The 26262-nt window shown below is 41.3% G+C and carries 26 protein-coding genes; 17 read left to right on the plus strand and 9 right to left on the minus strand.

What is annotated here, in order from left to right:
• The first annotated feature begins 26 nt into the window (after positions 1-26).
• Both ligA and GWK08_RS07610 read left to right on the plus strand, forming a co-directional pair.
• On the plus strand, positions 27-2018 hold the full coding sequence (ligA, locus tag GWK08_RS07605; protein ID WP_163606341.1) for an NAD-dependent DNA ligase LigA: 1992 nt from the start codon (positions 27-29) through the stop codon (positions 2016-2018).
• Between the two features lie 2 nt (positions 2019-2020).
• Positions 2021-2701, plus strand: coding sequence for a hypothetical protein (locus tag GWK08_RS07610; protein ID WP_163606342.1), 681 nt, complete (start codon positions 2021-2023; stop codon positions 2699-2701).
• On the opposite strand, the gene GWK08_RS07615 is transcribed toward GWK08_RS07610, so the two are convergent.
• Positions 2676-3587, minus strand: a complete 912-nt coding sequence (locus GWK08_RS07615; RefSeq protein ID WP_163606343.1) for a bifunctional metallophosphatase/5'-nucleotidase — start codon at positions 3585-3587, stop codon at positions 2676-2678. The two genes, GWK08_RS07610 and GWK08_RS07615, sit on opposite strands and share 26 nt — an antisense overlap.
• Before the next feature lie 3 nt (positions 3588-3590).
• Positions 3591-4346, minus strand: coding sequence for a 5'-nucleotidase C-terminal domain-containing protein (locus GWK08_RS07620; RefSeq protein WP_163606344.1), 756 nt, complete (start codon positions 4344-4346; stop codon positions 3591-3593).
• Between the two features lie 73 nt (positions 4347-4419).
• On the opposite strand from GWK08_RS07620, the gene GWK08_RS07625 reads away from it, so the two are divergent.
• From GWK08_RS07625 to GWK08_RS07695, 15 genes are all read left to right on the plus strand, one after another.
• Entirely contained in the window at positions 4420-4944 is a 525-nt protein-coding gene (locus tag GWK08_RS07625; protein ID WP_163606345.1) for a DUF6913 domain-containing protein, read from the plus strand.
• 1 nt (position 4945) lies between these two features.
• Positions 4946-5821: a 4-hydroxy-tetrahydrodipicolinate synthase gene (dapA, locus tag GWK08_RS07630; protein WP_163606346.1), complete on the plus strand. Its 876-nt coding sequence runs from the start codon at positions 4946-4948 to the stop codon at positions 5819-5821.
• Positions 5822-5835: 14 nt separating this feature from the next.
• A complete protein-coding gene (locus GWK08_RS07635; protein ID WP_163606347.1) occupies positions 5836-6762 on the plus strand; it encodes an ion channel in 927 nt (308 codons plus the stop codon).
• A gap of 96 nt (positions 6763-6858) precedes the next feature.
• Positions 6859-7665 carry an outer membrane protein assembly factor BamD gene (locus GWK08_RS07640; RefSeq protein WP_163606348.1) on the plus strand — a complete coding sequence of 269 codons (807 nt, stop codon included), beginning with the start codon at positions 6859-6861 and terminating at the stop codon, positions 7663-7665.
• Between the two features lie 12 nt (positions 7666-7677).
• Entirely contained in the window at positions 7678-7998 is a 321-nt protein-coding gene (locus GWK08_RS07645) for a DNA-directed RNA polymerase subunit omega (RefSeq protein ID WP_163606349.1), read from the plus strand.
• Between the two features lie 7 nt (positions 7999-8005).
• The gene (coaBC, locus tag GWK08_RS07650; RefSeq protein WP_163606350.1) at positions 8006-9217 is read left to right on the plus strand and encodes a bifunctional phosphopantothenoylcysteine decarboxylase/phosphopantothenate--cysteine ligase CoaBC; all 1212 of its coding nucleotides are present in this window, start codon (positions 8006-8008) and stop codon (positions 9215-9217) included.
• The gene (porD, locus tag GWK08_RS07655) at positions 9210-10103 is read left to right on the plus strand and encodes a type IX secretion system protein PorD (protein WP_163606351.1); all 894 of its coding nucleotides are present in this window, start codon (positions 9210-9212) and stop codon (positions 10101-10103) included. The genes coaBC and porD overlap by 8 nt, the downstream gene beginning before the upstream one ends.
• 61 nt (positions 10104-10164) lie before the next feature.
• A complete protein-coding gene (recN, locus tag GWK08_RS07660) occupies positions 10165-11817 on the plus strand; it encodes a DNA repair protein RecN (protein WP_163606352.1) in 1653 nt (550 codons plus the stop codon).
• A 112-nt stretch (positions 11818-11929) separates the two neighbouring features.
• Positions 11930-12745, plus strand: coding sequence for an enoyl-ACP reductase FabI (locus GWK08_RS07665; RefSeq protein WP_163606353.1), 816 nt, complete (start codon positions 11930-11932; stop codon positions 12743-12745).
• 303 nt (positions 12746-13048) lie between these two features.
• Complete coding sequence (locus tag GWK08_RS07670) at positions 13049-13300, plus strand: hypothetical protein (protein ID WP_163606354.1); 252 nt, start codon at positions 13049-13051, stop codon at positions 13298-13300.
• A 264-nt stretch (positions 13301-13564) separates the two neighbouring features.
• Positions 13565-14566, plus strand: coding sequence for a glycosyltransferase (locus tag GWK08_RS07675; protein ID WP_163606355.1), 1002 nt, complete (start codon positions 13565-13567; stop codon positions 14564-14566).
• Between the two features lie 59 nt (positions 14567-14625).
• On the plus strand, positions 14626-15525 hold the full coding sequence (locus GWK08_RS07680; RefSeq protein ID WP_163606356.1) for a CdaR family protein: 900 nt from the start codon (positions 14626-14628) through the stop codon (positions 15523-15525).
• A complete protein-coding gene (coaE, locus tag GWK08_RS07685; protein ID WP_163606357.1) occupies positions 15525-16109 on the plus strand; it encodes a dephospho-CoA kinase in 585 nt (194 codons plus the stop codon). The genes GWK08_RS07680 and coaE overlap by 1 nt, the downstream gene beginning before the upstream one ends.
• A 77-nt stretch (positions 16110-16186) precedes the next feature.
• Positions 16187-17767, plus strand: coding sequence for a sensor histidine kinase (locus tag GWK08_RS07690; RefSeq protein ID WP_163606358.1), 1581 nt, complete (start codon positions 16187-16189; stop codon positions 17765-17767).
• 7 nt (positions 17768-17774) lie between these two features.
• On the plus strand, positions 17775-18488 hold the full coding sequence (locus GWK08_RS07695) for a response regulator transcription factor (RefSeq protein WP_163606359.1): 714 nt from the start codon (positions 17775-17777) through the stop codon (positions 18486-18488).
• Positions 18489-18551: 63 nt separating this feature from the next.
• Here the strand turns inward: GWK08_RS07695 and GWK08_RS07700 are convergent, their stop codons facing one another.
• From GWK08_RS07700 to GWK08_RS07730, 7 genes are all read right to left on the minus strand, one after another.
• Positions 18552-19886 (minus strand): GntP family permease, encoded by a 1335-nt coding sequence (locus GWK08_RS07700; protein ID WP_163606360.1) that lies wholly within the window; start codon positions 19884-19886, stop codon positions 18552-18554.
• Positions 19887-19898: 12 nt separating this feature from the next.
• Positions 19899-21797 carry an NADP-dependent phosphogluconate dehydrogenase gene (gene gndA, locus GWK08_RS07705; protein WP_163606361.1) on the minus strand — a complete coding sequence of 633 codons (1899 nt, stop codon included), beginning with the start codon at positions 21795-21797 and terminating at the stop codon, positions 19899-19901.
• A 7-nt stretch (positions 21798-21804) separates the two neighbouring features.
• Positions 21805-22251: a RidA family protein gene (locus GWK08_RS07710; RefSeq protein ID WP_163606362.1), complete on the minus strand. Its 447-nt coding sequence runs from the start codon at positions 22249-22251 to the stop codon at positions 21805-21807.
• Between the two features lie 39 nt (positions 22252-22290).
• On the minus strand, positions 22291-23202 hold the full coding sequence (gene miaA / locus GWK08_RS07715; RefSeq protein WP_163606363.1) for a tRNA (adenosine(37)-N6)-dimethylallyltransferase MiaA: 912 nt from the start codon (positions 23200-23202) through the stop codon (positions 22291-22293).
• Positions 23189-24031, minus strand: coding sequence for an ion transporter (locus GWK08_RS07720; RefSeq protein WP_163606364.1), 843 nt, complete (start codon positions 24029-24031; stop codon positions 23189-23191). Before GWK08_RS07720 ends, miaA begins: the two co-directional genes overlap by 14 nt.
• A 156-nt stretch (positions 24032-24187) precedes the next feature.
• Positions 24188-25561, minus strand: coding sequence for an exonuclease domain-containing protein (locus GWK08_RS07725; protein ID WP_163606365.1), 1374 nt, complete (start codon positions 25559-25561; stop codon positions 24188-24190).
• A 20-nt stretch (positions 25562-25581) separates the two neighbouring features.
• Positions 25582-26262: a YggS family pyridoxal phosphate-dependent enzyme gene (locus tag GWK08_RS07730; RefSeq protein WP_163606366.1), complete on the minus strand. Its 681-nt coding sequence runs from the start codon at positions 26260-26262 to the stop codon at positions 25582-25584.

Below are 26262 nucleotides of genomic sequence, written 5' to 3' on the forward strand. Positions count from 1 at the left end.
ATTAAAAAAAATACAAGTCGGGGAATATGAATATTGAAAATAAGATCAATCAGCTTCGTGATGAGCTTCGCAAACACAATCACAACTATTACGTATTAGACAAACCCACTATTTCAGACTACGAGTTTGATATGAAGCTAAAGGAGCTTCAGGAACTGGAAACTCAACACCCCGAATATTACGATGCCACTTCCCCTACCTTAAGGGTTGGAGGGGCGATCACCAAGAATTTTGAGACCGTTGTTCACGATCATCGCATGTATTCTCTTGACAATTCCTATTCTAAGGAAGACCTGGACGACTGGGAGAAGAGAATCCAGAAAATACTGGGTAATGTGGAGGTCGAGTTTATTTGCGAACTCAAGTATGACGGAGCTTCTATAAGCCTTACCTACGAAAACGGAGAGCTGCTGAGAGGGGTAACCCGGGGAGATGGTTTTCAGGGAGATAATGTTACCAATAACATCAAGACGATCAAGTCGGTTCCTTTAAAATTAAAGGGCGATCATCCGCAGAAATTCGATATCCGGGGAGAGATCATCCTTCCGCATGAAGGTTTTGCCCAAATGAATAAGGAACGGGTGGAAGCAGGGGAGGAACCCTATATGAATCCTAGAAACACGGCCAGTGGAAGCCTGAAATTACAGGACAGCGCCGAAGTGGCCAGGCGACCCCTGGATTGCCTCCTGTATAATTTAACGGGGAGTGTAGGGATTGCATCTCATTTTGAAAGCCTGGAAAAGGCCAGATCCTGGGGCTTTAAGGTTCCGACAGATGCCAGATTGTGCAAGACTACCGATGAAGTAATGGAATATGTGAATTACTGGGAAATTCACAGGCACGACCTGCCGTATGAGACCGATGGGGTAGTAGTGAAAGTCAATTCTATTTCTCAGCAGGAAGAATTGGGTTATACTGCTAAAGCTCCGAGATGGGCTATGGCTTATAAATTTAAGGCCGAACAGGCTGCCACCGTACTCAATAAGATCACCTATCAGGTAGGAAGGACAGGCGCTATTACACCGGTTGCTAACCTGGAGCCGGTATTACTTGCCGGGACTACCGTAAAACGGGCATCCCTTCATAATGCAGATCAGATAGCGAAACTGGATATCAGAGAAAAAGACACTGTTTTTGTGGAAAAAGGAGGGGAGATCATCCCTAAGATCGTCGGAGTGGACCTCGATAAGAGAGAAGAAGATTCGACGGTTACGATCTATGCTTCAACCTGCCCGGAGTGCGATACGGAACTGGTAAGGAAGGAAGGAGAAGCACAGCATTATTGCCCTAACTATAACGGATGTCCTCCGCAGATAACAGGCCGTATCCAGCATTTTATTTCCCGAAAAGCAATGGATATAGACGGTTTGGGAGCAGAGACCGTAGAATTGCTTTTTAAAGAAGGCTTGATACGGAATTATGCCGACCTCTACAGTTTAGAGAAAGAGCAGGTCATTCCACTGGAGCGGATGGCAGAGAAATCGGCAGATAATCTGATAAAGGGAATAGAAGCCTCCAAACAGATCCCATTTGAAAGGGTACTTTACGCTTTGGGGATACGTTTTGTCGGGGAAACCGTAGCTAAAAAACTGGCTAAGGAATACAAGAATATCAATGCCCTGAGAGCCGCAAATTATGAAGAACTGGTAGAGGTAGATGAAATAGGAGGGAAGATCGCTGAGAGTGTGGTCGATTTTTTCGGGGAAGAAGAAAATGTTGCTCTTGTAGAAGAACTGGAAAGTAAGGGGGTGCAGATGAAACTTTCTGAAGAAGCACTTCAAAATCAGACCGATAAATTAAAAGGTATTACCTTTGTGGTCTCTGGAGTTTTCGAAAAAGTATCCAGAAATGAACTTAAGAAGCTTATTGAAGATAATGGAGGCAAGGTAGCCTCATCCATTTCTTCTAAAACAAATTATGTAGTTGCGGGGGCCAATATGGGACCCAGCAAAAAAGAAAAAGCAGAGAAACTGGGAATAGCAATGATCGATGAAGACCAGTTTTTGACTATGGTATGAACATGACAAGGTTTATTCAGATTTTCTTTCTGATCGGACTTGGGTTAATTATCGGAGAGGTCTTCGATATTACGGTGCTCCGGTTGGCTACCAGGTTGGTTATGGTTCCCCTGGTGGTTTTTATGTATTACAGATCGGTAGAACGGATCAATTATCTGATGCTGACCGTTTTTATCATGTGTTATCTCGGAGATATTTCCACTTATTTTGATTATACGGTTGCCCTGAAATACACGGCGGTATTCTTTGGCTTGTGCCATATTATCCTGGCTACCTTCTCTTTCTCTCTCATTAAGGAAAAGAGTGTTAAACGCTTATTGCTCACGGCTATTCCAATTGCAGTGATCTGGATCGTGTATTACGAACACTATTTTAATGATGTCTTTGGCCTGTACCTGGGGAATCTCTATCCGTACATCCTGTCCTATTCCATTGCCCTGGTAGTCCTGAATGTCATGGCAAATGTGAGCTTTTTTAATGAAGGATCTCAGCTAACTCTTTACCTGATTATCATTGCGGTGGCTATTGTTGTGGGTGATGTGCTTATGTGCTACTATATGTTTGCCACACCTATACACCTGTTTAAAGTGATCAACGCAGTGTCACATCTTGTGGTGTATTTCTTTTTGCTGAAGTTCGCCCTGGAATACAGCGATTTTAAACTGAAATCGCCTTCCCTGTAGCCGCTACATTTTTATCCTTGTCAAAATAAAAATCAATCCGTCCGAGGTTGATCCCGTAACAACCTACCTGGTTAATAAGCATTTCTTCACCTTTACGATTGGTGTGGATCTCGGGAGCGTCCATAAAAGTATGGGTGTGCCCACCAATGATCAGGTCTATATTTTCTGTCTGAGCTGCCAGATTCACATCTGAAGCCAACTGAGCGTTTCCATAAGAATATCCCAGGTGGGAAAGACAGATGACCAGATCGCATTGCTTCTCTTCCTTTAATTCACGACTCACATCCTGTGCGGTCTCTACCGGATCCAGGTAGCGGGTTTCCTTATAAAGTTGTTGGGTAACCAATCCCGCCAGACGTATTCCCAGGCCGAACGCCCCGATCCTTATCCCGTCTACCGTAAATATTTTGTATGGTTTAACATGTGTATCCATTACTGTGTTGGAGAAGTCGTAATTGGCCGATAAAAAATCGAAGGATGCATGCGGTAGCTGAGCATATAGACCATCTATCCCGTTATCGAAATCGTGATTCCCGATAGTGGCTGCATCGTATTTAAGCATACTCATCAGTTTGAATTCAAGTTCCCCTCCGTAATAATTAAAATAGGGAGTGCCCTGAAAGATATCTCCGGCATCAAACAACAGGGTATTAGGGTTTTCCTTTCGGATAGCTTCTACCAGGGTTGCCCTTCTCGATACCCCTCCCTGATTAGGATTCCTGGGATCGTCCGGAGGAAGCGCATCTATATGACTGTGAACATCATTGGTGTGTAAAATGGTAATGTGTTTCCGGCTGTTTAATGAGCAGGAAGACAGAGGAAGTCCCCCTAAGGTTAAAAGCGTTGTACCTGCTGCGGTATTTCGTATAAAATTCCTTCTGTTCATTACTTATTGGATTGTAAATCTTTGGTCGTATTCAGGAGCTATGGTGTCCTGCTTTTTAAAATAGTCTATCATGGCATTCCTGATGAGGTAATTGGTATCAGTAATGTCTTTTTCGTTCATAAAAAAGTTCATACTATCCCCTCCGTTAGACAGGTAATTGGAAGTGGCCACATAGTAGATCCTGTCCTTTTGCGGTTCTTCTCCTCCGATAAGCAATTGTTTAACCGAGTAGTCCTGGTTAAGCGTTAGCTGTATATGTTTGGAGAGGGGATGGGCCAGTTTTCGGCTGGTCAGATAATTAACAAGTTCTATGATCTTGTTATAGGGAAGTCCCACCACTACAATATTATTCTCGAAAGGCATGATCTCATAGGCGGTACGGGCGGAAACCTCTCCCTTTGCCATGGGAGCCCGGATCCCTCCGTGATTCAAAAGCACAAAATCGATATGTTTTTCGGTCCTGGAATAAAAAATAGGATCAGCCTGCTCATATACCAGGTCTGCCAGTAAATTTCCGATAGCCGTGTTCAGCGGAGTGTCTTTTTTAGAAATGGTAGCCACATTATATGCCAGAGGCTCATCCAGGGTTTTATTGATGTGATCTCTGTAGGGAGTGACAAATTTTTCTATAGAAGAATCCGCTGTAAGAGAGTCGTTGATATTGATCTGTTTTCCGTGTATTTCAGCAAGTTGCTGCTTGTTTTGACAGGAATAGGAAAGGAGAATTGTTACAAATACAACAAAATGTTTTATTTTCATTCTGATAAGTTTAACTTCTGTTAAGCATTTTGTGGATGAATATGTATATTTTTGCAATGCAAAGTAAAGATACATGTTTTTAAATAGATTAAAAGAAATTTCGGCAGATAAGGCACTAAAAAAAGTGCTTTCTTCAGGATACCTTTCGGATGCTGTCAGCACCGGAAAAATCAACTCCTTTGCTTGTATTCTGAATATTGATGAGTTTAATCATGCCGAAGTATTTTTTGAACTGGCCAAAGAGTTAGACCTGAGGCAGGATCAGTTTAAAATCATTGGTTTTACGGAAGGAAGTACCGATAATCATTCATATTCATTTCCCGTGTTTTCTCCCAAAGACCTCAAATGGAAGGGTAAGGTCGAAAACGGAGATGTTCAGGAATTTCTCGATAAGAAATACGATGTACTTCTCAATTATTACAACGATGCACCTCTTATCCTGATGCTGGTGAGTGCTTATACCAAAGCAGATTTTAAAGTGGGACTTCTTTCAAAGAACGAAGCCTTAAACAATATGATCATGGATATCAGGCCTAAAGAATTTTCAAAATTCAAGACTGAATTTGTAAAGTACCTTTCCATTTTAAAGAAAATATAAAATGTCAAAATTTATCGGAACGGGAGTGGCATTGGTAACTCCATTTAAGAATGATTTCAGTGTAGATACGGAAGCACTGACCAGAATAGTGAATTTTGTAATCGAAGGCGGAGTTGAATATCTCGTGGTATTGGGAACAACTGCAGAGAGCGCTACCTTGTCCAAAGAGGAAAAGGAGTTGGTAAAAAGCACTATTTCCAAAGCCAATAACGGCAGGGTTCCGATGGTACTCGGTATAGGAGGAAATAATACAGCTGCTGTGACGGAAGAGATCAAAAACACAGACCTTTCAGATTACGATGCCGTTCTTTCTGTTTCTCCGTACTATAACAAACCCACACAAGAAGGGATCTACCAACACTTTAAAGCAGTAGCGGGAGCTACCGAAAAGGCAATTATCATTTACAATGTTCCGGGAAGGACTTCTTCTAATATTGCTCCGGAAACAGCCATCCGACTGGCAAAGGATTTTAGTAATATTATCGGGATCAAAGAAGCTGCCGGCGATATCGTACAGGCAATGCGTCTTATCAAGGACAAGCCCGAAGGTTTCCTTGTAATTTCCGGTGATGATATGATTACCTTACCGATGACTACCGGTGGAGGAGCCGGAGTAATATCTGTAATCGGACAGGGTATTCCAAGAGAATTTTCCGATATGGTGCGTTATGCCCTTGAAGGGAATAATGAAAAAGCCAACGAATTACACTATCAGGTAATGGAAAGTATAGACCTGATCTTTGAGGAAGGAAACCCCGCAGGGATCAAATCCATTCACAAATACCTGGGCTTGAGTGAGAATACGGTTCGCCTGCCTCTGATGCCTGCAAGTGATGAATTGACCAAAAAAATTAATAGATTTATGGAAAATATGTAAATCTATTCACTTCAATGGCTAAGACAAAACAGGTAGCCGATCCGGGGTTTGGAAGGACTTCTGCAGAGAATGTACAGCGTTTTGTAAACAAAGACGGTACCTTCAACATTAAACATATTAATCATAAGAACCAGATCACTAATACCTTTAGTTATCTGATAGATATTTCATGGCCCAGATTTTTTCTACTGATATTTCTGGGCTATGTCGTTATTAATTCTGTTTTTGCGATTATTTATCTGCTTATCGGTCTGCAACACCTGAACGGGGCTACCGGTAATATGTTCTATGATTTCCTGAATGCCTTTTTCTTTTCTGCCCAGACCATCACCACGGTGGGGTACGGAAAAATGTCACCTTCGGGCACCCTGGCAGGGGTTATATCTACCATTCAGGCCCTGGTGGGTTTACTGAGCTTCTCATTTATTACAGGACTCCTGTACGGAAGGTTTGCAAAACCGAGATCCTTTGTGAAATTCAGCGAAAAAATTATTCACCGGCCGTTTAATGGAGGGACGGCCATCATGTTCAGGATCATGAATATGAAGAAAACAGTGATGTTGCAACCTAAGATCACGGTTACCCTGTCCTTACTGGATAAGGATGATGACGGATATAAATCCAGATTCTTTAAACTGGCACTCGAAAGAGAGCAGATATCCTATCTTCCCACTACCTGGACCATTGTTCATGAAATAAAGGAAGAAAGCCCGCTTTTTGGTTACAGCAGGGAGGAATTAAAAAAACTGAAAGGAGAGTTTATCGTCCTGGCTACCTATTTTGATGAATCCTTTAATCAGGATGTGCACAGAGTGTATTCCTATACCCTCGAAGAAATTTCATTTGACCGAATATTCGATAAAGCCTTTGAATTTGATGGGGAAGGAGTGATCGTGCTGGATCACGAGAAGTTGAACAGAACAAATTCGATAAATAGTTAAATCTTTTTTAAATTAAAATATCCTGGGCTTTATTCAGTTATTTTAGCCAGTGAAATATTGTTTTTTTAATTAAAATAGAATATCTAATTTTGCCGAATGATTAAAAACAAAAATTTATTATACCTGTCGCTTGTTCTGGTAATGTTATTAAGCTCCTGCGGGGAATATCAGAGTGCACTGAAAAGTGAAGACGTAAAGGTAAAATATGAACTGGCTGAGAAGTATTACAATGAAGGTGATTACAAAAGAGCTGTACGTTTATTTGAGCAGATAGTGCCTAAGTATGTCGGTAAGCCTCAGGGAGAACGTATTATTTTCTTGTATGCGGATGCTTATTATAAGCGGGAGGATTATTACCTGGCAGCCTATCAGTTTGATCGTTTCTCCAAGTCTTATCCCAGAAGTGAAAAGGCGGAGGAAGCTTCTTTTTACGGGGCGAAGAGTTATTACGAGTTATCCCCTAAATTCAGCATAGATCAGACAGAAACGGTAAATGCTATTGAAAAGCTTCAGTTGTATATCAACAAATATCCTGATTCGGAAAGAATTGCCGAAGCCAATGAAATGGTTAGGGAACTCAGAATAAAACTGGAGAAAAAAGCTTACGAAAGAGCAAAACAATATTATACAACTTCCTATTACCATGCGGCTATAAAAGCTTTAGAGCTTTTTATTTCCGACAATCCGGGAACCCCGTATAAGGAAGATGCACTGTTCTATCAATTCAGCGCTTCATACGCTCTGGCGATAAACAGTATACAACAAAAGAAAGAAGAGCGTCTGGCAGATGCTAAAAAATTATATGAGTCATTTTCCTCAGATTTTGGTGAATCCAAACACATGAAAGAGGCTAGTGACATGATGAAAACCATTGATAAAGAATTAGAACAATTTAGTAAATAAGCATTGTAGAATATGAACGATCTAAGAAAAACAGAAGCTCCTGTTTCGACAGTTACCATCGACAAGAACAAATTTGATTCTCCTACAGAGAATATCTATGAAGCAATTTCCGTGGTAGCCAAAAGAGCTAATCAAATCAATGCGGAGATAAAGAAAGAGCTTATCGAAAAGCTTGAAGAATTTGCTACTTACACAGACAGTCTCGAAGAGATATTTGAGAATAAGGAGCAAATAGAAGTATCTAAATTCTATGAAAAATTACCTAAACCGCACGCTATTGCTATTCAGGAATGGCTGGAAGGTAAAATTTATCATAGAAACACCGAAAAATAAATCTTTCATGTCCGTATTAAGCGGTAAAAATATTCTTTTAGGAATAACAGGAGGTATAGCCGCTTATAAGACGGCTTTTCTTGTAAGATATTTTATCAAAAAAGGGGCCAACGTCAAAGTGGTAATGACAGAGAATGCCAAAGACTTTGTTACCCCTCTTACCTTATCCACTCTATCTAAAAACCCGGTTTTTTCATCCTTTACGGAAGAAGAAGATGAGAATGCGGTATGGAATAATCACGTCGACCTCGGCCTGTGGGCAGATATTATGGTAGTTGCTCCGGCAACAGCCAATACTCTTGCTAAAATGGCAAATGGCGTATGTGATAACTTCCTTCTTGCCGTATATCTGTCTGCCAAATGCCCGGTCTACTTTGCGCCGGCAATGGACCTTGATATGTACAGGCACGAATCGACCGCCAAATCTTTTGAAGCACTTAAGGGCTATGGGAATATTATGATCCCTGCAGCTCACGGAGAGCTGGCCAGTGGTTTGATAGGAGAGGGGAGAATGGCCGAACCGGAAGATATAGTAAGCTTTATAGAAAGCGATATCCTCAGTAAATTACCCTTAAAAGGCAAAAAGGTGGTTATCACGGCAGGACCTACATATGAGGCCATAGACCCGGTTCGTTTTATCGGGAACCACTCCACCGGAAGGATGGGCTTTGAACTTGCAAAAGAAGCTGCCCGTCTCGGAGCTGAGGTAAAGCTGGTAACCGGACCTACAAATTTTAATGCAGATTCTTCCCTGATCGAAGTTATCAGGGTAACAAGTGCTCAGCAGATGTACGATGCGGTACACGAGCACTATCCGTCTGCCGATATTGCCATCCTCTCTGCCGCAGTGGCCGATTACAGACCTAAAAATGTGGCCGACAAAAAAATAAAAAAGAAGGATGCAGCGTTAACTATAGAGTTGGAACCAACACAGGATATTCTGGCATCTATAGGAAAGATAAAGAAACATCAGTTTTTGGTAGGGTTTGCACTGGAAACCAATGACGAGCTCGAAAATGCCAAGAAAAAATTAAATAAGAAGAACCTGGATGCGATCGTTCTTAATTCATTAAACGATGAAGGTGCCGGATTTGGAAAACCAACAAATAAGATTACCTTTATTGATAAGAACCTTGATATTACGTCTTTCGGACTTAAATCCAAGACAGAAGTGGCAAGGGATATCTTTAATGAAATATTAAAAAGAACCGATGCTTAAGAAGATCCTTTTTTTATTCGCACTTAGCTTTACAATGCTCCTGCAGTCGCAGGAACTGAATTGTACTATTATTGTCAATTCAGATCAGGTTAATCAGACCAATCAGCAGATCTTTAAAACCCTTGAGCGTTCCCTGAACGATTATGTGAATAAAACCAAATGGACCAATAAAAGATACGGGCAGCAAGAGCGTATTAACTGCAATATGCTTATCACCATTACCTCTTTTGATTCGAACAGCGAATTCTCCGGTACGATCCAGGTGCAATCGAGCAGGCCTGTTTTTAATGCATCCTATGAAACTCCGGTCTTTAATCATAATGATCGTCAGTTTAATTTTAACTATCTCGAATTCGAACCGCTTTTTTACAATCCCAATTCCTATGAGTCCAACCTGGTAGGGGTAATTACCTACTATGTGTATGTTATTCTGGGGATAGATGCCGATACTTTTTCCAAGAATGCGGGAACCGAGTATTTTGAAAAGGCAAGAGAAGTGGTTAACCTGGCACAAGGTGCAGGATACCTGGGATGGCAGCAAGCCGACGGGAACAGGACACGATGGGAGCTCATAGATAACATGCTTTCCAATACCTTCAGGGAATACCGTACGGTTATGTATAATTATCACCGTTTGGGCCTCGATGTTATGGTCGATAACGGATCTCTCGGAAAACAATCGGTGGCCAGCTGTATGAAAATATTTGAGAACCTGGTAAAGAGAAGGCCTAATTCCTTCCTGCTTCAAACCTTTTTTGACGCCAAATCGGAAGAGATCCTCAATGTATTTTCAGACGGACCCAAAGTGGATATCGTCAGCCTTAAGAATTCTCTAAATAAAATAGCTCCTTTTTACGCAAATACCTGGGAGAAGATAAAATATTAAGCAAAGTTTTTTACCTGTCAGATAACAGTCATATATTTGATCTTCTTAAAAGCGAAAAACTTTGTTAACATCACTTTCCATAAAAAATTACGCGCTTATTGATAAGCTTCAGGTGGATTTTGATAAGGGATTGACCATTATCACAGGAGAAACCGGAGCGGGAAAGTCCATTCTTCTGGGAGGATTATCGCTGATCCTTGGAAAAAGAGCCGATCTTGGTAGCCTTAAATCCAAGGATGAAAAATGCGTGATCGAAGCAGACTTTTTTATCGAAAAATACAAGTTGCAGGCCTTCTTTAAAGAGGCAGATATAGATTATGAAGCCAATACCATTATCAGGAGGGAGATCCTTCCCAGTGGTAAATCCAGGGCTTTTATCAACGATACTCCCGTTACGCTGGATGTTTTGGCATCCCTCGGAAGTCAGCTTATCGATATCCACTCCCAGCATCAGACATTAAGACTGACTGAAAATGATTTTCAGTTCAGGATCATCGATGCAGTGGCTGCGAATGATTCGGCATTGGAGGAGTACAGTCTGAAACTTAAGGATTATCACGCTGCTAAAAAAGAGCTTCAGCGACTTATAGATTTTCAGGCCGAAGCCAATAAAGAGCATGACTACAATAGTTTTTTACTTAAGGAACTTCAGGAAGCTAAACTGGAAAATGGGATGCTGAAAGAACTCGAAGCCGATTTTGAAAAGCTGAACAATGTAGAGGAAATTGGTGAAAAACTGGCGCATGCATATCAGCAACTTACCGCAGAACAATACGGTATCCTTAGCGGACTTACAGAATTAAAATCAAGTATTCAGAAACTGGCTTCCTACGGGGAGCAGTTCGATAATTTATACCAACGGGTTAATTCGGTAGCCATAGAGCTGGACGATATTCAAATGGAGGTCAAACGTCAGGAGGAAAGCCTGGAGACCGACCCCCGCTTGCTGGAAGAGATCCAATCAAGATTACAGCTTATTTACGATCTTCAGAAAAAACACCATGCCATAGAGCTTGAAGAACTATTGGAGATCCAACAGGCGTTGGAACAAAAGGTAGAGGTAACAGAGAATCTGGATGCAGAGATCAAGCAGTGGCAGTTAAAGGTACTCGACCTGGAGAAAGAACTGGATACCCTGGCAGAAGGAATACATTCAAACAGGGAAATGGCAATTCCGAGATTGAGTTCTTACCTGGAAGAATCCCTTTTTGAACTGGGAATGCCCAACGCTAAATTTGATATAGGCGTGAATAAAACTCATTCCTATTTTGCTAACGGAAAAGATGAACTTAGGTTTTTATTTTCTGCAAATAAGGGAAGCAATTACGGAGAGCTTAAAAAAGTGGCTTCGGGAGGGGAACTATCCAGGATCATGTTGTCTATAAAATCTATCCTGGCCGAATATATGCAATTGCCAACCATTATGTTCGATGAGATCGATACAGGTGTATCCGGAGAGATCTCGAATAAGATGGGAGATATTATGGCCGGAATGAGTAAAAATATGCAGGTATTTACCATTACACACCTTCCGCAGATAGCAGCAAAAGGAGAAAGCCATTTTGAGGTCTTTAAAGAAGATGTAAATGAGGTAACCTATACCCGGATGAAAAAGCTTGATAAAGAGGAGAGGATCAAGGCAATTGCGGAAATGCTCGGAGGAAAAGATATCAGTTCTTCGGCCCTTGCACATGCCAAGCAACTTCTCAATTAAAGTGAAACGTAAAAATCGGATGTTTTCAGGCCCAAACCTGGATCTGAATGAAATAAAAATGTGTATTTTTGACAGCTGATAAAGAATACTAAATACTACTAAAACTTAAACTATGCCATACAATTTGTTAAAAGGGAAAAAAGGAATAATTTTTGGCGCGTTAGATGAGAATTCAATCGCCTGGAAAACGGCGGAGCGCATTCATGAAGAAGGAGGTGAATTCGTCTTGACAAACGCCCCGATTGCAATGAGAATGGGGCAGATCAATCAACTGGCTGAAAAGACCGGATCTCAGATAATCCCTGCCGACGCAACAAACCTGGAAGACCTTCAGAACCTGGTAGAGAAATCTATGGAGATCCTTGGAGGAAAACTGGATTTTGTGCTTCACTCTATAGGAATGTCTGTAAACGTTAGAAAAGGACGTGCTTATACAGATCAGAAATACGATTTTACCACAAAAGGATGGGATGTTTCTGCAGTTTCTTTCCACAAGGTAATGCAGACCCTGTATCAGGCAGAAGCTATGAATGATTGGGGGAGTATTGTAGCTCTTACCTATATGGCTGCTCAGAGAACCTTCCCGGACTATAATGATATGGCAGACAACAAAGCATATCTGGAGTCGATTGCAAGAAGCTTCGGTTACTTTTTCGGAAAAGACAAGAAAGTAAGGGTAAATACAATATCTCAATCCCCGACACCTACTACTGCCGGACAGGGAGTTAAAGGTTTTGGTGGATTTATCTCTTATGCCGATAAAATGTCTCCTCTGGGGAATGCAACAGCACTGGATTGTGCAAATTATACAGTGAGCCTTTTCTCAGATCTGACGAGAAAGGTAACCATGCAAAACCTCTTTCACGACGGAGGATTTTCCAATACCGGTGTGAGTAATGAGGTAATTGAGAAATTCAGCGAAGAATAAAAATTTAAAAAACTCTGTTAGTGTATCCCGATAGCTATCGGAACCTGACTTATGAGGGATAGAATAAAACAAAACCACTTCTCATTTTTGGGAGGTGGTTTTTTGTTGTCAGTTATGGAAGATATGTCACGGATTGCATCCCGATAGCTATCGGGACCGGAACAACGGGGAAGGAGGAATCTGTATCTTTAGGATGCATAACGCTAGTCTGAGACTAGCGCCAGCTTAAGGTCGATATTCAATTTAAGATTCATAATCCCAACAATTCAGATTATTTTTTTGATATAGATTAGATATTTTATTATGAAAGAAAAAGAATATTTATATAAACTAATGCATTCTGTCTTAATCCAAATTAGAGCAGAAGCATATGAAAGAAATGATAAAAAGAGTTTCAGGCTTTGCGATTTATTACATAATGTTCCTTTAAAACTTTTAACTATCGAGCAAGACAATGGATATATAAAAATATATCAAGAGCTAGTTCGATATGCTAAATCCAATGGAATGGAACCTTGGTTGGATTCTGAGATTAAAGAAATTGAAAAATCCTGATAGATAGCACGGATTTAGCATAGTGTAATCCGTGCAATGAATATAAACAAAACCACTTCTCATTTTTGGGAGGTGGTTTTTTGTTGCTGAAGGGAAAGGAGGAATCTGTATCTTTAGGGTGCATAGCGCTAGTCTGAGACTAGCGCCAGCTTAAGGGAGCAGTAATGATAGTATTTCACAAGTAACATCTATCAAAAGAATAAAAGATAATAAAGGCCACCAGAAAGGTGGCTTTTTTTATGCCGATTTAGTTACTTTTGTGCCATGGAATTAATGTATTCAATTGTTGTTCCCGTATACAACAGACCGGACGAAACCGATGAACTGCTGGAGAGCCTCACAGCCCAGACTTTTGAGCACCCTTTTGAGGTGGTGATCGTAGAAGACGGGAGTACGGAAACCTCAGAGAAGATCTGTGAAAAATACAGGGAGCAACTGGATATCTCTTATTATTTTAAGGAAAATTCGGGTCCGGGCGATTCCAGGAATTACGGAATGAGAAAGGCTAAAGGGAATTATTTTATTATCCTGGATTCCGATTGCATCCTGCCACCGGAATATCTCACAGCTGCCGATGAATCGCTCAGGGAGAATTATGTAGATTGCTTCGGAGGGCCTGATGCCTCACATAGTTCCTTTACCACAATACAGAAAGCCATAAGTTACGCAATGACTTCCTTTCTTACCACAGGAGGGATAAGAGGACATAAGAACGCAGTAGATAAGTTCCAGCCCAGGAGCTTTAATATGGGAATATCCAAAGCGGCTTTTGAGAAAACTCAGGGTTTTGGTAAGATCCATCCGGGAGAAGACCCGGACCTTACTATCAGGATATGGAAGGCAGGTTTTGAAACCAAATTTATCGAGAAGGCATTTGTATACCATAAAAGACGTATTTCCTGGAAAAAATTCTATAAGCAGGTCTATAAATTCGGACTGGCGCGACCTATCCTCAACAAATGGCATCCGCATACCAAAAAGATCACTTATTGGTTCCCGGCCATGTTTGTATTGGCTTTGGCAGCGGCTATCCTGATCTTCTTCAGCTTGTCTGCAATTCCTCTACTGTTATTTGCGATTTATTTTACTGTTTTATTTCTGGATTCCCTGGTTAAGAATAAGAGTATTGTTATTGCCTTTTTATCCCTTTATGCGGTCCTGATTCAGTTTTTAGGATACGGATATGGTTTTCTCAGATCATCTTTTTTACTTAAATTGAACAAAGAAGAACCGGAAAAGGTAATTCCGGAATTATTTTTTGACTGAAAATGATCAAAGGTATTAAAAGATTCATCCGGAGAATTTTTAAACAGCGTAAAGCAACTATGTTTACGTTCTTTATCCTGTTTTCAACTATTCTATGGATCCTGATCAAGTTTTCTGATAAATATACCGGAGATGTGACTTTCAGACTGGCATATGGTAATGTACCGGAAGACAGAATACTTCTGGGAACACCTCCGTCCAACCTGAGTGCTACGATTAATGCACAGGGGTTTCAGATACTGAGCTATCGTCTTTTCCGAAGGGAACTAGAACTGGATGTAAGCCAGGCTTCCGAAACCAACTACCTTAGTGAAGACAACCTTAAACAAGCTATTCGCGAGCAGTTTTCAAAAAATATTACCCTGGAAGAGCTTGGGACAAAGAGGATCAGATTGGATTTTGGGGTCAATAAAGAAAAAGAAGTGATCGTGCTTCCGGAGCTCGATATAAAATTTGCAAGCGATTTTGAATTATATGACAGCCTGAAGGCATTTCCTTCCAGCATCACCATAAGAGGCCCCGAAGATGCTGTAGATACGATAGAGGTTCTGAGGACCAAAAGGATATTTTTGACAGGTGTAAATGAAGATATCAACTTAAAAGCCGACCTCGATATCGATAGTAAACTGGCGCATCTTATTTACAGTGAGAAAAGTGTTTCCGTCAGGGGAAAGGTAGAGCGCTTTTCCGAGCAGGTCATTCGGGTTCCTATTGTGGTTTCCAATGTACCTCCGGGTTCAGAAGTAAGAGTCTTTCCTAAAGAAGTAAGCGTGTTATGTAGAGCAACTTTAAACGACTTAAAGACTATTAGTGCAAATGATTTTATGATAGTTTGTGATTTTGAGGAAGCTAACCCTAATTCAAATTATTTGATCCCGAGAATAGAGAAGAAACCCGAACTGGTTAAAGAGGCAAGTTTAATGGAGAAGAAGGTAGAATTTTTAATCAACAGGAATTAATGATCGTTGGTCTGACAGGAGGAATTGGAAGTGGAAAATCTACGGTAGCCACCATGTTTTCCGAATTGGGAATACCGGTATATATTGCGGATGATGAGGCTAAGGAATTAATGAATACCTCTATGAGGATCAGGGAGCAGCTCATTGCTTTGTTCGGAGAAGAGGCTTATAAGGAAAATGAACTTAACAGGCCTTATATTGCCGGGTTGGTATTCAACGATAAAGAAAAACTACAGCAACTCAATGCCATTGTTCACCCGGAGGTGAACCGTCATTTTAAGAATTGGTACGAGCAGCAAAAATCACCTTACGTTATTAAAGAGGCGGCAATTCTGTTTGAGAATGGCGGTTACAGAAATTGCGATCTGATGATCACGGTTACGGCACCCGTAGATATCCGTATTCAGAGGGTTCTGCAAAGAGATGGCGGCCCGGAGGAAGATATCAGATCCAGGATGAGGAATCAGTGGAAGGATGAGGATAAGATAGCTCTGTCTGATTTTGTTATAGAAAATACAGACCTGATCAGAACCTCAATGGAAGTAGAAAAGATACATAAACATATCCTCGCTGAAAATCAGTAAACCACAATTTTAACATTTTTGTTAAGGTTAGGTTAAATGCCAATTAAAAAAAAAGTTAAAGCTTTAATTTTGACCAAATGAGTAAGAGATTATTCGTTTTATTAGTTGTATTGATGAGTTTGTCCCTTGTAGGAATTATATTCGTTCAGGGCTATTGGATCAAGACCACAATCGAGAACAAGGAAGAGCAGTTTTCCATGAATGTGAATCAGATCCTCAAGTCGACAGCTGATAAAATCGAGCAGAAAGAGTTAAAATATTTTGTTGATGTGGTTGCGGAGAACATAGATACCCTTAGCAACCCTAATGACACGAGGATAGATCAGTTGTTTGTGATCCAGACAGACAGCAGGACGAATGAACAGTTTATTTATGCTCATGGAATTTTGCAGGAAGATTACGGTATTGCAACCACGTTCTTTGAAAATGCAAACGGATTAGATAGCCTGAATATCCCGAGCAGAAGGATACTCAGTACAAGGGAGTCGAGAATTATCTCGGACGGATTTGATATCGACAGGAAAAAAAGAAAAGAATCTCAGGTAGTCAGAAGTGTAGGACAATTAAGTGATATCCAGAAAGCACTTTATGAAACTTCTTTCCGTGACATCGCCAAACGCTTTCCTATTCACCAGAGGATAGATTCCAAGACCATAGAGTTGCTTCTGCAACGCGAATTTGGAGACAGGGGGATCGATATCGATTTTGAATACGGAGTGTACAGTAACGGCCTTGCCACTAAAGTAAGATCTAACGGATTCAGCTCTTCAAAGTCTACACGCTATAAAACATCTCTTTTTATAGATAATGAAGGGAATAGCGAATACGACCTGTTGGTGAGTTTTCCGAAAAAGAATAACTTCCTTATTTCCTCAATAATGGGGATGGTAATATTATCGATAATTTTTACGTTAGTTATTATAGTAGCCTATTCAAGTGCGATCTACCAGCTCATCCGTCAGAAACAGATATCGGAGATCAAAACAGATTTCATCAATAATATGACGCATGAGTTTAAGACACCCATAGCTACTATTAATCTGGCGCTGGATGCTATCAAAAATCCTAAAGCTTTTGATGATGCAGACAAGATAAAAAGATACCTCGGAATGATCCGGGATGAGAATAAGAGAATGCATGCCCAGGTGGAAAATGTGTTAAGAATTTCTAAACTCGAAAAAAACCAGCTGGATATAAGTAAGGATAGAGTAGACGTTCACGACAGAATAGACGAAGCTGTACTACATGTTTCTCTGATCGTTGAAAACAGAGGGGGTTACATACGTCAGCATTTAGATGCTCCGAGAAGCGAGATTCTTGCAAATGAGATGCATTTTACCAACGTTCTTGTAAATATTCTGGACAACGCTATCAAATATTCACCCGAAGCACCTGAAGTAGATATTTATACCGAAGTAGTGAAAAACAGTATAATTATCAAGATACAGGATCACGGATCGGGAATGAGCAAGGCAGTGTTAAAGAGAATTTTTGAGAAATTCTACAGAGAGCACACCGGAAATATACACAATGTTAAGGGGCATGGCCTCGGATTAGCATACGTAAAAAGAATAGTTGAAGATCACCAGGGAGAGGTGTACGCAGAAAGTGAAAAAGACAAAGGAAGTATTTTTTATATAAAAATGCCTTTAATATAAAGAGATTATGGAAACAGCAAATAAGAAAATTTTATTAGTAGAAGACGACCCGAATTTTGGAATTGTTCTTAAGGATTACTTATCTATGAACGATTTCGACGTCGTGCTGGCAAAGAATGGAATGGAAGGCTTTGAAAAGTTCAAAAAAGACAATTACGATCTTTGTATTTTGGACGTGATGATGCCTTACAAGGACGGATTTACCCTGGCTAAAGAGATCAGAGAGAAGAACGAACACGTTCCAATCATCTTTTTAACTGCTAAAACAATGAAAGAAGATGTTTTAAAAGGATACAAAGCTGGGGCTGACGATTATCTGAATAAACCTTTCGACTCTGAAGTATTGCTTTTTAAGATCAAAGCTATCATGCAGAGAAAAGCTTCTGATTCTGTTGCAGACAGTAAGCAATTCGAATTCCAGATCGGTAAATTCCACTTAAATTCTAAATTACGTTTCCTAACATACGGTGATGATGAGCCGATAAAATTATCGCCAAAAGAAAATGAGCTTCTCCGTTTACTTGCTTTACATGAAAATGATTTAATGCCAAGAGAATTAGCGTTAACTAAAATATGGAGAGACGATAATTACTTTACGTCCAGAAGTATGGATGTTTATATTGCCAAACTTAGAAAGTATCTGAAAAGAGATGATGAGGTTGAGATTCTTAATATCCATGGAGAAGGTTTCAGATTGGTAGTAAAAAGCGAAGTAGAATAAATACATCTGATATAATTCTATACCGACCCTGACATTTTTGTCAGGGTTTTTTATTGCTTTTTTTTAAAGGATACTATTGAGGATCACAGCCATCGTAAACCCGCAAAGTGCCAAAATAGTGGTCATCACAGACCAGGATCTGAAAGTGTCTTTTTCCGAAAGGTTTAAATATTGCCCCACCAGCCAGAAGCCGCTGTCATTGACATGAGAGAAGATAGAAGCACCCGATGCAATGGAAATGACCAGGCACGCCAGGGAAGCATTGTCCATACCCGCATTGATAATTAGCGGGGCCACCAATCCTGCAGCAGTGATCATGGCAACTGTGGCCGATCCCTGAATAACCCTCACTAAAGCCGCAGTTACAAAAGCAAACAGCAAAACAGGGAAACCGATATCTACCAGAGATTCGGCCAGCATTTTCCCGCCACCCGTATTTACCAGCACCTGTTTGAATACCCCGCCTGCACCGGTTAAAAGTATGATAGTACCCGCCGGGGCCATCGACTTTGTTGTAATTTGTAAAAGATCCTTGCTTTTAACTCCCCTTAGGATCCCCAGGCTATACCATGCAATGATATTGGCAATGATCAGGGCAGAGAAGGGGTGGCCAATTAGTTTGATAATATTCTTTACCGTACCGTTTGAAATGCTGATGATATCACTGGCCACAAAACTGTTTATCAGGATCAACAGGATAGGAACAGCAATGATGGCGAAAATAGCTTTGGCGGAAGGCAGATTAGAAGTTTTTAGTTCCGAAACCGCCTCCGGGGCATCGATATGTATCTTTTTTGCTATGTATTTCCCGAAAACAAGACCACTGATCAGGACGGTAGGGATACCGGCCATAAACCCGATAGCGATAACCCACCCGATATCTGCCCCGATAATATCTGCAACGGCAATAGGGCCCGGTGTAGGAGGAATAAAAGCATGGGTGGCTGCTAATCCTGCCAGTAGCGGAATAGCATACAGGAGCAGGGATTTTTTAGTTGTGCGCTGAATGGCATAGATAACTGGAATAAGGATTATAAATGCCACATCGAAGAATACGGGAATAGCGATCACAAAACCCGAAATAAGCATGGCCAGTGGTGCTTTCTCCGTACCCATTTTTTTGGTGAGATAGGCGGCAATAGCATTTGCACCTCCCGAATGTTCAAGGATACCACCGAAAATAGCTCCCAGGCCTACAACGGTTGCCACAAACCCCAGGGTTCCGCCCATTCCTTCCTGGATCGTCTTAATGATCTGCTCTGCATCCAGTCCGGCAATAAGACCAGTAAGGATACTTGCTATAAGTAAAGAGATAAATGCGGGGATCTTTAATCTGAGGATCAGAAATAACAGGACGGCAATTCCGATAAGGATGGCAGATAAAAGTGTATAATCCATAAGCTTCCGTTTTTAGCTCCAGTTAGTGTGATGCAGGTCTCCTTCGGGATCGTCATTTTTCCTGTATCCGTGTGCCCCGAAAAAATCGCGCTGAGCCTGTATCATATTTGCGTTGGAACGATCCTCTTTATAGCTGTTAAAGTAATTAAGCGCGGCAGTAAGGCAGGGGATAGGGTAATGCCCCAGGACGGCTTCCGAAACAGTTTGTGTGATCGCTGCATACGATTCCTTTAGCATCCCGGCAATATGAGCGTTTAAAAGGATGTCTTTCTCCTTCTTTAACAGTGGGACCAGGGTTTCGATAAAAGCAGATCGTATAATACAACCATTGGTCCAGATCCTGCATATCTCACTCATGTCAAGCTCCCATGCGTATGATTCCGAAGCTTCCTTCAGGAGAGATATTCCCTGGTGATGGTTGATTATCCTGGCAAAACGATATGCATTTTTTATATGCACTATCGGTAACTCCAGGCTAAGCTTTTCCGGAGAATATAAAGCCGAAGCTTTTTCTCTGCTGCTTTTAAAGGCAGAAATATACCTGCTGTACAAAGCAGAGGTAAGCACGGTAGCAGGAATTCCCAGCTGAGAGGCAGCTACTGTGGTCCAGTTTCCTGTTCCTTTATTGGCGGCCTTGTCGAGGATAAGGTCGATAAGCCAGTTGTTCCCTTCTTTTCTTCTCAGGATCTTTGCAGTGATCTCCAGCAGATAACTGTTCAGCTCACCCTGGCACCACTCTTCAAAGAGATCGGCTATTTTATCGGGCTGCATATTCTTACCCTGCCTGAGCAATTGATATACCTCTGCAATAAGCTGCATTTCGGAATATTCTACCCCGTTATGGGCCATCTTTATAAAATGACCGGCACCTCCCTTGCCCAGGTAACTGCAGCAGGCGTTTCCATCCGGATCCCTGGCAGAGATAGTTTCGAGATAACCCTTTATTTTATCATAAGCATCCGGATCTCCGCCGGGCATAAGGGACGGACCTTGCAGGGCGCCTTCCTCCCCTCCGGAAACTCCGACTCCCATAAAAGAGATCCCTTTTTCTTTCAGATATTCGTATCTCCTTTGAGTGTCGAGATAGTAAGAATTTCCTCCGTCTATCACGATGTCTCCGGTACTCATAAACGGTAATATCTCTTCTATGACCTGATCTACCGCTTTCCCTGCGTTTACCATCAGCATGATCTTCCTGGGAGTCTGAAGGGAATGCACAAAAGCCTGCATCTTATCAAATGCTTTTGCCGTATGGAGTTCGGGAAAATCCTTTTTGAATGTAAGGGCAATATCTTCTTCTTTTCCATCCACATGCCTGTTATACATAGAAATATAAAATCCCTTTCCGGCAAGATTGCGGCAAAGGCTTTTACCCATGACCCCAAGACCTATGAGACCGAATTCACTCTTGTTCAATTCACTTTTTATTTGCTCCAGGATCTGTTCGGGAGTATTGATCACATCAACCCGAATGGCATTTTCAGGAGGTTCCAGGGTATCAAACTGCGATTGGAGGAGGGACAACGGCATAAAATGTCCGCTGCGGCTTTCCATTCTCTGCAGGATCTGATCGAAGGAACCATGCAGGAAAACAAACCGGAACTCATTCTCTATTCCCTCACTCAACTGTTGCCTGTATTTTTTCTTCAGGGCAGAACATGCTATGATGCAGGAATTCTTTTTGAGTTCTTCCTTTGCAACAGTGTTAAGAGCCATAAGCCAGCCCTTTCTGTCTTCATCATTCAGCGGTTTGCCGGAGGCCATTTTTTCCCGGTTGGATTCAGGGTGGTAATCATCTCCGTCAAAGAAAGGAAGATCCAATTCCTTTGCCAGAAGGTTTCCGATGGTACTTTTACCCGAACCCGAAACTCCGATAATAAATATTACCTGCTTTTTTAAGTGAGGCCTCATTTCAGATTTATATTTCGACGATCATTTCAATCTCTACGGCAATATTTCCCGGGAGGGAAGACATGCCTACAGCTGCTCTGGTATGGATCCCTTTTTCTCCGAAAACCTCTACAAGCAGATCTGAACATCCGTTAATGACCTTAGGATGATTGTCAAAAGTATCTTCGGCATTGACCATCCCGTGTACTTTTACAATTCGTTTCACTTTACTAAGATCGCCTATGGCTTCTTTTAAAGTTGCCAGAAGGCTGATAGCTGTTTTTCTGGCCTCCAGATAAGCTTCTTCCATAGAAACGTCACGCCCGACCTTTCCTTTTACTTCATCATCACAGGGGCCATGCCCTCCAATATGAATAAGATTGCCTGTTTTTACATAACGAACATAATTTCCCAGAGGTTGATAGGGTTGTGGAAGCTCAATGCCAAGAGCATTTAGTTTTTCTTCAGGATTCATAGAGTATATAGGATAGTTAAATTGCTATTAATATGCAATTTAAGAGATTTTTTCCTCAATCCCGGCTATAATTTTATCAAAAGGTGCTTCGAAGTCAAACCACAGGACTTCCGGATTTTTTCTGTACCAGGTTAATTGCCTTTTGGCGAAGCGACGTGTATTCTTCTTGATCTCTTCAACGGCGAATTCCTCAGACCAGGTGCCTTCAAAGTACTGAAACAACTCTTTGTAACCCACAGTTTGAAGTGCATTGAGTTCTTTATGAGGATACAGGGCTTTTGCTTCCTCCAGCAAACCTTCTTTTATCATGATATCCACCCGTCTGTTGATCCTGTCGTATATTATCGGGCGTTCTGCCGTAAGCCCTACTTTAACGGCCGTAAAAGGTCGCTCTTTGGAAGTGTTTTTCAGGAAGGAAGAATAGGGTCTTCCACTTCCGATACATATTTCCAGGGCTCTGATAAGCCTGTGCGGATTCTGAAGATCAACCTTTTCGTAATAGCTCTTATCCAGTTCCTTTAGACGCTTCTGCAGATGTTCGATCCCGTTTTCTTCCAGGTCTTTCTGAAGCTCTTCCCTGATCTGCGGATCGACTTCCGGAAAATGATCCAGGCCTTTGAGTACTGCATCGACATATAAACCGCTTCCGCCAACCATGATCACGGTATCGTGTACCTTAAAGAGGTCTTCCAGTTTTTTCAGGGCGTCCTTTTCAAAATCACCTACCGAATATTCATCAAAGATGCTGATGTGTTGTATAAAATGATGGTTAGCGCTTTTTAATTCTTCTGCAGAAGGTACTGCCGTACCAATACGCATTTCCTTAAAGAACTGACGGGAGTCTGCAGAGATGATCTCGGTATTGAAATACTGAGCCAGTTTAATGGCCAGTGCTGTTTTACCGATAGCAGTGGGGCCAATGACAGATATGAGGTGTTTAGTGATGATCATTTAAAATTGTGCCGCAGTCGAAGCAGTGCTTGGCATCATCTCTATGCCCGTCCACACCGCAACTCGGACAGGATTGAGTGTTCATATGTATTTCTTTTTTCTTTCTTCCCTGCATGGCGAATTCTGCCGTTACGATCCCGGTGGGTACTGCAATGATCCCGTAACCTATGATCATGATCAGGGAGGCAATGGCCTGCCCCAATGCGGTCTGAGGTGCAATATCTCCGTAACCTACGGTGGTGAGAGTAACGATGGTCCAGTAAATACTTCTGGGAATACTGTTAAACCCGCTTCGGTCTCCTTCTACCAGGTACATGATAGTTCCCATAATTACCGCCAGGATAAGAACGGTGTATACAAAGACGGTTATTTTAGCCCGGCTTGATCTCAAAGCCTCTTTGAGTTGAGAAGCCTCTCCGATAAACCGTACCAGCTTAAGAATACGGAAGACCCTTAGTAGTCTGAATGCCCTTAAGGCCAGAAGTACCTGCGAACCCGCAAAGAAATACGAGATATATAAAGGGATGGTAGCCAGGAAATCGATAATTCCGTAAAAACTGAAGATGTAATTTACAGGTTTTCTGAGCGAAATGATCCTGGCAATATACTCCAGGGTGAAGAGAATGGTCACTATCCATTCGGCAAGTAGCAGCTGATTGTGGTACTTTGCATCAATGGCGTTTACACTTTCCAGCATAACCAACACGATACTGGCCAGAATGAGAATTAGCAGGGCAACGTCAAATAATTTCCCTGCAGGAGTATCCGCTTCATAAATGATCTCATGAAGCTGGTTCTTTAGTTTTTTATTGAATATACGTTTAAACAAATGCTTAAAAATTGCCTTTAAAGTTAAATTACTTTTTTCTGAATGACAACAGAGATCTTTTTTGAATGTGTAACTCCTTTAAATGGTCAGGTAAGTTAAGAATAATATACATAAAGCTTTGCATTGTCCTTTATCCTCAAAATACCGGGCCTCGGATTAATGTTGATTTTCAAAAGAAATGACCTTTAAAACTTTTCTTTTTCGCAAATAGGATTGAATAATATGGGTAGCATCGGGATTATTATTCATAGGGGTGATAATGTTCTTCAGGATATTGAGATTGTTTATCTGATAATTCAGGTTAAAGTAACTGATCCCTTTAAACTCTCCGTCTTCAATTAAAACAGCACTTCTCTCATCTATTTCCCTTCCTTTGTCTATGATAACCATATTGCTCTGAGGGTAGCTGTATTTTTTTAAAGCTTCTTCGGTTCTTTTATTGTATGTGAATGGCTCTTCCTCTGCAACACATGCTCCGTTACACTTGTTAACCGAGTAATTAAAACAGTGTTCACGCGCATCGGAAAGCCTGAGCAATTTATGACAGAGACTGAATTCTTCAGCAATTTTATAAAGGGTATTCTTTGCTTCGTGAATATTGGTAAAAGTGGTTACGGGATCTTTGGTCCTGGAAGCCTTATCTATCTTCAGGTTCAAATAACCGTTCTCGTCCTGATATTTACTCAGTGCCAGATTAAAGACATTTCTTTTACGCGAACGATTGTGCACCGGCTGATTATCCTTGATCTCCTGGTTTTCCTTGAGCAGGGCAATAAGCTCGTTACCGGTCTCTTCATAGGTAACGGCCACTACTTCCTTCCTTAAGCGTCTTGCTTTGCTGGAGGTACTGGTAAAATGCTGATTGATCCTTCTCCTGATATTCTTGCTTTTACCGATATAAATGATCTCTCCTTTTTTGTTGTGAATGTAATACACCCCGGTAGAGGAGGGGAGCTGCTCTATAATGTCGAGCAGGCGTTTTGCCATTTTTTGCTCGATATCATTCTTTACGGCCTCCTTGATGATCATTTTTTCGGTGTCCTTGTCGATAAGCATCTTAAAGAGCTTAACCGTAGCCATGGCATCTCCGTTGGCACGATGCCTGTCACTTACCGGAATACCCAGTGATCTGACCAGTTTACCAAGGCTATAAGAATCTTTTCCGGGAATCAGTTTCTGGGCGAGTTCTACCGTACAAAGGGATTTACGCTTGTAATCATAACCCAGGCGTTTAAATTCGGTACGCAGTATCCTGTAGTCGAATTGAGCATTATGGGCCACAATGATACAATCTTCGGTGATCTCGACAATACGTTTGGCGATCTCATAAAATTTAGGAGCGCTCTTGAGCATATTGTTATTAATACCGGTAAGGTTAACTACAAAAGCCTGGATCTCCCTTTCCGGATTGACAAGGCTGATAAACTTATCGACCACCCTGTGACCGTCAAACTTGTAAACGGCGATCTCTGTGATCCCTTCTTCATTATATTTCCCTCCGGTAGTCTCTATGTCGAGTATAGCGTACACGTATCTATCTTATTTTTCCTTTAAAAATTAGAATAGTTTCTTTCTCCAAATATACTACTTCCAATCCTAACCATATTGCTGCCATTGGAGATGGCGAGATCGTAATCGCCGCTCATTCCCATAGAGAGGATCTCCAAACGAACACTGGAATGATTACCCGTTTCATTTTTACAGCGATCGAAAAACGACTTAAGGGATTTAAATTCTTTTTCCACCTGTCCCTTATCATGAGTAAATGTTGCCATCCCCATAAAACCTTTGATCCTTACGTTGGTAAGTTCATTAAAAACATCCGAATTCAACAGGGAAACAGCATCGTCTTCAGACATTCCGAATTTGGTCTCTTCTTCCGCTATACGGATCTGAAGAAGGCAATCTATGACCCTGTCGTGCTTTAATGCCTGTTTGTTTACTTCCCTGAGCAGTTTTAAACTGTCCACTCCGTGAATAAGGCTAACAAAAGAAGCCATGTATTTTACCTTATTGGTTTGTACATGACCTATCATATGCCATTTAATATCTTCGGGCAGTTGTTCGTATTTCTCTGCCATCTCCTGTATCTTATTCTCGCCAAAAACGCGATGTCCGGAATCATAAGCTTCCTGTATATCGCTTACGGGTTTTGTTTTGGAAACAGCAACCAGCTCCACATCCTGCGGGATCGACAACTTTAGTTTTTGAAGATTTTGAGAAATACTCAT

Source organism: Leptobacterium flavescens, from assembly GCF_010671605.1.
GTDB lineage: Bacteria > Bacteroidota > Bacteroidia > Flavobacteriales > Flavobacteriaceae > Leptobacterium > Leptobacterium flavescens.

Excerpts from the sequence above, each read along its gene's own strand:
- GWK08_RS07620 (WP_163606344.1), bottom strand. The coding sequence starts at position 4,346 with ATGAAAATAAAACATTTTGTTGTATTTGTAACAATTCTCCTTTCCTAT.
- GWK08_RS07700 (WP_163606360.1), bottom strand. The coding sequence starts at position 19,886 with ATGGATTATACACTTTTATCTGCCATCCTTATCGGAATTGCCGTCCTG.
- GWK08_RS07730 (WP_163606366.1), bottom strand. The coding sequence starts at position 26,262 with ATGAGTATTTCTCAAAATCTTCAAAAACTAAAGTTGTCGATCCCGCAG.
- GWK08_RS07710 (WP_163606362.1), bottom strand. The coding sequence starts at position 22,251 with ATGAATCCTGAAGAAAAACTAAATGCTCTTGGCATTGAGCTTCCACAA.
- porD (WP_163606351.1), top strand. The coding sequence starts at position 9,210 with ATGCTTAAGAAGATCCTTTTTTTATTCGCACTTAGCTTTACAATGCTC.
- GWK08_RS07645 (WP_163606349.1), top strand. The coding sequence starts at position 7,678 with ATGAACGATCTAAGAAAAACAGAAGCTCCTGTTTCGACAGTTACCATC.
- GWK08_RS07665 (WP_163606353.1), top strand. The coding sequence starts at position 11,930 with ATGCCATACAATTTGTTAAAAGGGAAAAAAGGAATAATTTTTGGCGCG.
- GWK08_RS07610 (WP_163606342.1), top strand. The coding sequence starts at position 2,021 with ATGACAAGGTTTATTCAGATTTTCTTTCTGATCGGACTTGGGTTAATT.
- dapA (WP_163606346.1), top strand. The coding sequence starts at position 4,946 with ATGTCAAAATTTATCGGAACGGGAGTGGCATTGGTAACTCCATTTAAG.
- GWK08_RS07670 (WP_163606354.1), top strand. The coding sequence starts at position 13,049 with ATGAAAGAAAAAGAATATTTATATAAACTAATGCATTCTGTCTTAATC.
- ligA (WP_163606341.1), top strand. The coding sequence starts at position 27 with ATGAATATTGAAAATAAGATCAATCAGCTTCGTGATGAGCTTCGCAAA.
- GWK08_RS07635 (WP_163606347.1), top strand. The coding sequence starts at position 5,836 with ATGGCTAAGACAAAACAGGTAGCCGATCCGGGGTTTGGAAGGACTTCT.
- GWK08_RS07615 (WP_163606343.1), bottom strand. The coding sequence starts at position 3,587 with ATGAACAGAAGGAATTTTATACGAAATACCGCAGCAGGTACAACGCTT.
- coaE (WP_163606357.1), top strand. The coding sequence starts at position 15,525 with ATGATCGTTGGTCTGACAGGAGGAATTGGAAGTGGAAAATCTACGGTA.
- GWK08_RS07675 (WP_163606355.1), top strand. The coding sequence starts at position 13,565 with ATGGAATTAATGTATTCAATTGTTGTTCCCGTATACAACAGACCGGAC.
- GWK08_RS07680 (WP_163606356.1), top strand. The coding sequence starts at position 14,626 with ATGTTTACGTTCTTTATCCTGTTTTCAACTATTCTATGGATCCTGATC.
- miaA (WP_163606363.1), bottom strand. The coding sequence starts at position 23,202 with ATGATCATCACTAAACACCTCATATCTGTCATTGGCCCCACTGCTATC.
- GWK08_RS07690 (WP_163606358.1), top strand. The coding sequence starts at position 16,187 with ATGAGTAAGAGATTATTCGTTTTATTAGTTGTATTGATGAGTTTGTCC.
- GWK08_RS07695 (WP_163606359.1), top strand. The coding sequence starts at position 17,775 with ATGGAAACAGCAAATAAGAAAATTTTATTAGTAGAAGACGACCCGAAT.
- GWK08_RS07625 (WP_163606345.1), top strand. The coding sequence starts at position 4,420 with ATGTTTTTAAATAGATTAAAAGAAATTTCGGCAGATAAGGCACTAAAA.
- coaBC (WP_163606350.1), top strand. The coding sequence starts at position 8,006 with ATGTCCGTATTAAGCGGTAAAAATATTCTTTTAGGAATAACAGGAGGT.
- gndA (WP_163606361.1), bottom strand. The coding sequence starts at position 21,797 with ATGAGGCCTCACTTAAAAAAGCAGGTAATATTTATTATCGGAGTTTCG.
- GWK08_RS07640 (WP_163606348.1), top strand. The coding sequence starts at position 6,859 with ATGATTAAAAACAAAAATTTATTATACCTGTCGCTTGTTCTGGTAATG.